At 70.5% G+C, this 6,209-nt stretch carries 6 protein-coding genes and 1 pseudogene; 2 read left to right on the top strand and 5 right to left on the bottom strand.

All coding sequences use genetic code 11. The features are described 5' to 3' along the window. Both JDV09_RS09755 and JDV09_RS09750 read right to left on the bottom strand, forming a co-directional pair. Positions 1-571: DUF222 domain-containing protein (locus JDV09_RS09755; protein WP_221368924.1), on the bottom strand; the 571-nt coding region annotated here is incomplete at its 3' end. Between the two features lie 495 nt (positions 572-1,066). Continuing rightward, positions 1,067-1,867 (bottom strand): annotated as a pseudogene (locus JDV09_RS09750) (DUF3027 domain-containing protein); the annotation flags it as partial. Positions 1,868-1,955: 88 nt separating this feature from the next. Here JDV09_RS09750 and JDV09_RS09745 point away from each other — a divergent pair. Both JDV09_RS09745 and JDV09_RS09740 read left to right on the top strand, forming a co-directional pair. Beyond that, entirely contained in the window at positions 1,956-3,650 is a 1,695-nt protein-coding gene (locus JDV09_RS09745) for an MFS transporter (protein ID WP_372452879.1), read from the top strand. Then, on the top strand, positions 3,647-4,129 hold the full coding sequence (locus JDV09_RS09740) for a DUF2771 domain-containing protein (RefSeq protein ID WP_221368921.1): 483 nt from the start codon (positions 3,647-3,649) through the stop codon (positions 4,127-4,129). The genes JDV09_RS09745 and JDV09_RS09740 overlap by 4 nt, the downstream gene beginning before the upstream one ends. Here the strand turns inward: JDV09_RS09740 and JDV09_RS09735 are convergent. The 3 genes from JDV09_RS09735 to JDV09_RS09725 all read right to left on the bottom strand — a co-directional run bounded on the left by JDV09_RS09735 (position 4,126) and on the right by JDV09_RS09725 (position 6,192). Next, positions 4,126-5,142, bottom strand: coding sequence for a glutathione S-transferase family protein (locus JDV09_RS09735; RefSeq protein ID WP_221368920.1), 1,017 nt, complete (start codon positions 5,140-5,142; stop codon positions 4,126-4,128). The two genes, JDV09_RS09740 and JDV09_RS09735, sit on opposite strands and share 4 nt — an antisense overlap. Before the next feature lie 88 nt (positions 5,143-5,230). Next, entirely contained in the window at positions 5,231-5,704 is a 474-nt protein-coding gene (locus tag JDV09_RS09730) for a hypothetical protein (protein ID WP_221368919.1), read from the bottom strand. Between the two features lie 77 nt (positions 5,705-5,781). Further along, the gene (locus tag JDV09_RS09725) at positions 5,782-6,192 is read right to left on the bottom strand and encodes a cold-shock protein (RefSeq protein ID WP_221368918.1); all 411 of its coding nucleotides are present in this window, start codon (positions 6,190-6,192) and stop codon (positions 5,782-5,784) included. Positions 6,193-6,209 lie beyond the last annotated feature (17 nt).

The following is a 6,209-nucleotide window of genomic DNA, read 5'->3' as shown; positions in this document are numbered from 1 at the left end:
AGTGCCCGTCGGGGTTGAACACCTCGTCGAGGTGATCACCGAGTTCCTCGACGAAATCGGCGTCATGGCGGCCGGCTTCGCGGACCAGGGTGTGTTCGACGTCGGCGCGGTCGGTGGCCGAGGTGCACGACGGCAACCGGCCCAGGGTTTTGAGGATCACCCGCAGGTGATCCTCACCCAGGGTTCCGTTGTGCACGGCCTGCGCCACCACCGCCAACTCGGCCGGCAGCGGCGGGCCGGCCAGTTGGCGGCGCGGGGTGATCCGGGCGGCGGTCTTGATGCGGCGTTTGACCTCGCGGGTCGACACCCGCAGCCGGGCCGCCAGGCGCGGCACCAGATCCGGGGCGGGGCCGGTCTCGTCGGGCGGGTCGGCCAGCTCATCGACCACCCGGTACATCAGGGCGCGGTTGACCCGCTGCTGGCGCTCCAGGCGTTCGGCCATCTCGAGGCGAAACCCGTGACCGACCGCATCCGAGGGCACGGCCCGCAGCTCGGCCTGGGCGGCGTCGACCGCATCCAGCAGCGCGCCGAGTCGCTGGCGCGCGGCCTCTGCGGTGACGAACTGACCCATAACCCCACGCTATCGAACACCTGTACGAACAGGAGCCTCCGAGGCTCGACCCCAGGCCGATCTGTGGATGAAACCGCAATTGGGGATAACTCGGGGCGGCTAGCTCTCGCCGGCGTCCTCGGCAGGCGCACCGTCCCCGGCAGGCGGCAGAGCGTCGGCGGTGGCGCTGCCCTCCGCAGGTGCGCCGCCCTCCGCAGGTGCGCTGCCCTCCGCAGGTGCGCCGCCCTCCGCAGGCGCCGCATCGTCCACAGGAGCACCCACCTCCGCAGGCGCGACGTCAACCACAGGCGCCGCAGCCTCCGCAAGTGCGCTGCCCTCCGCAGGTGCGCTGCCCTCCACAGGCGCTGCGTCGTCCACAGGAGCACCCACCTCGACAGGCGCCGCGTCGTCCACAGGAGCACCCACCTCCGCAGGCGCGACGTCAAACACAGGCGCGGCAGCCTCCGCAGGCGCACCGGCCTCCGCAGCCGCATCGGCCTCGGTCGGCGCGCCGACCTCGACCACCTCGACGACGCCGTCGTCGTACGGGTCGTACATCGGAGATCCGGTTCCGGGCGGGGCGGGTGTGTCGGAGTGCGCCCCGCAGCCGTACTCGGCGTCGACCACGTGCCCGTCCGAGGCGAACTCGTTGGCGCACACGCCGAACATCACCCCGAGCGCCCCGCCCAGCGGCAGGTAGAAGCCACAGTCCCGGCATGTCCGACGGGTCGCCCTGGCCATCGCAGAGCCGGGGCCGTGGTCGCCGTCGTGCCAGCGCTGCGCGGTGTCGTTGCGACCCCACAGGCTGAGCACCTGACGGCGCCCGAGCCCGACCTCCAGGGCCACCTCATCGACCTGCGGGTCGCCGGTCGCGGTGTAGCCGGGGGTCAGGCGGGGATCGTCGGCGGGCGGAGCCAACAGATCACCCGGGCTCAGGTCGCCGGGGCGGATGCGCTCCTCCCACGGCACCCACTTGGGAGCCAGCAGCGCCGTCGGCCCGGGGACCAGCACGACCTCGCTGATCGTGACCTGCGCAGCCCCGGGGCAGCCGGCCACCACGACGGCCCACTGCCAGCCCCGGTATCCGGGCAGCTCCGCCAGGAAACGGTGGGTGGCCGAAGTCGGATCCTCGAACCCGGAACCGAGGTATTCCCCGACGGTGTCTTCGCCGCTGAACTCGACGATCGCCGCGCGGGCCTCGTCGACGGCACCTACGAGCAGCGCCTCGAGGTCGTGCGGGACGTCCACCGTCACCGCCTGTTCGGCCGCGGCCTCCGGTGTCAGGTCCTGCTCAGAGGGTTCGGTCATGCTGTCCATCGCCTCCAATCTTGCCCGACGGGGACAAGGTGCAGCCACACCGGCCGCCTGCACGCCAGCTGTCGGCCCGATGGTGGAGAATCGACTCGTGACCGGAGCGCGGCGTGACCACCGGGACCCCGACGGTGGACGCTACTACCCACCGCGCCCTCCTGCGGGAGAACACCCAGGGATGGCCAACTACCCCAGCGACCCCGGAATGAACCCCGGATTGCGCAGGCCACGGCCCACCGGCCCGGCCGACCACAGTGACAACCGGTGGCTGCCGCCGCTGGACGACAGCGCGCGACGTCACCGGTCAGCGTCCGACAAGGACGGCTTCGGTCCGTCCCGAAGCGGGCCGGGCGCCGGTGAGAAGATCACGGTGACCCGGGCCGCCGCGTACCGCAGCCGCGAGATGGGCACCAAGATGTACGGCCTGGTCCACCGGGCCGCCACCGCCGACGGAGCGGACAAATCCGGGCTGACGGCACTCACCTGGCCGGTGGTCGCGAACTTCGCGGTGGACGCCGCGATGGCGGTGGCGCTCGCCAACACGCTGTTCTTCGCGGCCGCCACCGCTGAGAGCAAGAGTCGGGTGGCGCTCTACCTGCTCATCACCATCGCCCCGTTCGCCGTCATCGCCCCGCTGATCGGGCCCGCGCTGGACCGGCTGCAACACGGCAGACGTGTCGCGCTGGCAGCGTCGTTCGTCCTTCGCACGGTCCTGGCAGTGGTGCTCATCGCCAACTACGACGGCGCGACCGGCAGCTTCCCGTCCTGGGTGCTCTACCCGTGCGCACTGGGGATGATGGTGCTGTCCAAGTCGTTCTCGGTACTGCGCGGCGCGGTCGCGCCACGGGTGCTACCGCCATCGATCGACCTGGTCCGGGTGAACTCGCGGCTGACCACGTTCGGCCTGCTCGGTGGCACGATGATCGGCGGCGCGATCGCCGCCGCGACCGAGTGGGGGTTCAACCTCTTCCAGATGCCCGGTGCGCTCTACGTCGTGGTCGCCGCGACGATGGCGGGCGCCGTGCTGTCGATGCGGATCCCGAAGTGGGTCGAGGTGACCGAGGGTGAGGTGCCGGCCACCCTGAGCTACCACGGCGGAAGTGGGGAGTTGCGCCGCGAACCCGAGCGGCCGCGCGCCAAAGCCCGGCAGCCGTTGGGCCGCAACATCATCACCGCCCTGTGGGGCAACTGCACGGTCAAGGTGATGGTGGGATTCCTGTTCCTCTACCCGGCCTTCGTCGCCAAGGCCCACCAGGCCAGCGGCTGGGAGCAGTTGCGCATCCTGGGTTTGATCGGCGCAGCCGCGGCGATCGGCAACTTCGCCGGGAACTTCACCGCGGCGCGCATGAAGCTGGGCCATCCGGCACTGACGGTGGTGCGCGCGGCCATCGCGGTCACCGCGATGGCACTGGCCACCGCCGTCACCGGCAACCTGCTGGTCGCCGCCGCCGCCACGCTGGTCACCTCCGGCGCCAGCGCGATCGCCAAGGCGTCGCTGGATGCGTCGCTGCAGGACGATCTGCCCGAGGAGTCGCGCGCGTCGGCGTTCGGCCGTTCCGAGTCGCTGCTGCAGCTGGCCTGGGTGGCCGGCGGCGCCACCGGTGTGCTTATCTACACCGATCTGTGGGCCGGGTTCACCACCATCACCGCGATCCTGATCCTCGGGCTGGCCCAGACCGTGCTCAGCTATCGCGGTGAGTCGCTGGTTCCGGGCCTGGGCGGCAATCGTCCGGTGTTCGCCGAACAGGAAGGTGTGCCTGCCGGCGCCACCGCCGGGACCCACGAGTGAAACGAGTCGTCGCTGCGCTCGTGTTGGTCGCCGTGCTCGCCTCGATCGTGACCGGTGCGCTGATCTGGCGCCTGACCCGGGACCGTGCTCCCCGGCTCCCGGAGATCTCCGCCTACTCGCACGGGCACCTCACCCGTGTCGGGCCGTATCGCTACTGCCAGGTGCTCGACCCGACCGACTGCATCGTCCCCGCCGAGCAGGGCGAGTTGCCGGTGACGGGCCGCGACCCGGTTCAGCTGTCGGTGCCGCCGGCGATCGGCCGCGCACCGTGGGTGCTGCTGCGCGCCTACGAGGGCGACGATCTCGTCGAGGAGTTCCGCCCCGGCACCCGGCTGGCGGTGACGATCCCGACGGTCGACCCGCATCGGGGCCGCCTCACCGGCATCGCGGTACAACTACCCACGCTGGTCCGCGACGAGGCCGGCAACGAATTCCCGGTGCCACACGCGGAGTGGTCGGTGCGCACCGTGTGGAACTAGCCGGCCGAATGCCCCTCGGGCACGCGTTCACACTCGCGCATCGGCCCGGGCGGCGTGCCGTCGCCGAACGGCCTGCCGCCCAACGCTTCCCGGCCGTGTGGCGTCAGCCAGTTGGACAGTTCGGGGCCCTCGGGCACCACGCCGGTCGGGTTGATGTCGGCATGCACGATGTAGTAGTGCTGCTTGATCTGGACGAAATCGGTGGTGTCACCGAAACCCGGCGTCTGGAACAGGTCACGGGCGTAGGCCCATAGCACCGGCATCTCGGCGAGCTTGCTGCGGTTGGTCTTGAAGTGACCGTGATACACGGGGTCGAACCGGGCCAGCGTGGTGAACAGCCGGACGTCGGCTTCGGTGATGGTGTCCCCGACCAGGTAGCGCCGGCCGGCGAGCCGCTCGGAGAGCCAGTCGAGCGCGGCGAACAACCGGTCGTACGCGCGTTCGTAGGCGCGCTGCGAGCCGGCGAAGCCGCAGCGGTAGACGCCGTTGTTCACCTCGGTGTAGATGCGCCTGGCCACCTCGTCGATCTCGTCACGCAGCGGTTCGGGATACAGCTGCGGTGCGCCGTCGCGGTGGAAGGCCGCCCACTCGGTGGAGAAGTCGAGCGTCATCTGGGCGAAGTCGTTGGTGACCACCTCTCCGCTGGGCACGTCGACGATCGCGGGGACGGTGATGCCCTTCGGGTAGTCGGGGATCCGTCTGTTGTAGGCGTCGCGGAGGAAGTGGATGCCCAGCACCGGGTCGACCGCGCCGGGATCGAGGTCGAAGGTCCAGCTCCGCTCGTCGTGAGTGGGGCCGCAAAAGCCAATGGACAGAACGTCTTCCAGCCCCAGCAGCCGGCGCACGATGATGGTGCGGTTGGCCCATGGGCATGCCCTGGCGACCACCAGCCGGTAGCGACCGGGCTCGACCGGGTAGCCGTCGCGCCCGTCGGCGGTGATCCGGGTGGTGATGTAGGCGGTATCGCGGTTGAACTCGCCGCCGGCGTTCGACGGATCGGCCACATAGCTCATGGCCATACTTTCTACCTCCCGCGCCGTCAGCAGGCTTCCGGTTCGTCGCCCGGGGCGGCCGGCACCCCGTGTCGCCTGCGCCACCCGTTCAGAATGTCGACGAGCTGACCGTCTCCGGTCCTGAAGTCCGACGGGTTGATCGGTGTCCGACTCGGCGCCATCGCCGAACAGCCCGGGCGGTAGACGACGGCGATGCGCAGGATGTCGCCGCCTCGCCGTCGTGTTCCCGCGACACGTAGAGCTGCGCGATCTCCGCCCACAGCCAGCGGTGGCCGCCGAAGGTGAACCCGTCGCTGTCCAACCGCAGGCGCCCCGCGCGGATGGTGTAAAGGTCATCGCGCGCAATCAGCCACGCGCCGAACACCCACAGCAATCCGGCGGTGGTCGCGATCGCCACCGAGACGCCGGCGCCGGCTCCTTCCCCGACCGCATAGGACACCAGGCCCGTCGCCAGCAGAGCCACCACGCCGAAGGAGTACAGGGACCGCGACAGTACCCGCCACCACTTGATCGGGATGATCAGCTCGGCGTCACCCACCGGTTCGGCCAACCGCACCCCCACGCTGCATCGGCAGAATCGACTGAGGGGAACCGGGATCGGCCGGCGCCGCCAAACACGGCGCCCAAACCGGCCCAGGCTCAGGCGTCGAGTTCGCGGGCGACCGCCTTGACCACATCGGAGACCCGGCGGGCGACCTTGCGGTCGGGGTAGCGGCCCTTACGCAGCTCGGGCTGCACCGCGCTCTCCAGCAACGAGATCAGGTCCCCGACCATGCCGTGCAATTCGTCGGGGGTGTGCTTGTGCTCGGTGGCCGCGGCTTCGCGGCGGGTCTTGGTCAGGCTCGGCGGCGGATCGATCAGCTTCAGGCTCAGTGCCTGTGGGCCGCGGCGGCCCGCGGCCACACCGAACTCCACCCGCTGCCCGGCCTTGAGGCCCTCGACACCCGCCGGCAACGCCGAAGAACGCACATAGACGTCCTCACCGTCTTCCTGCGACAGGAACCCAAAGCCCTTCTCCGCGTCGTACCACTTCACCCGGCCGGTAGGCACTGGATCTCACCCGCTTG

Source organism: Mycolicibacterium xanthum, assembly GCF_019710635.1.
In the GTDB taxonomy this organism is placed as follows: Bacteria; Actinomycetota; Actinomycetes; order Mycobacteriales; family Mycobacteriaceae; genus Mycobacterium; species Mycobacterium xanthum.
Note: the sequence above shows the minus strand (reverse complement) of the source record. Positions and strands in the feature narration are given on the sequence as shown.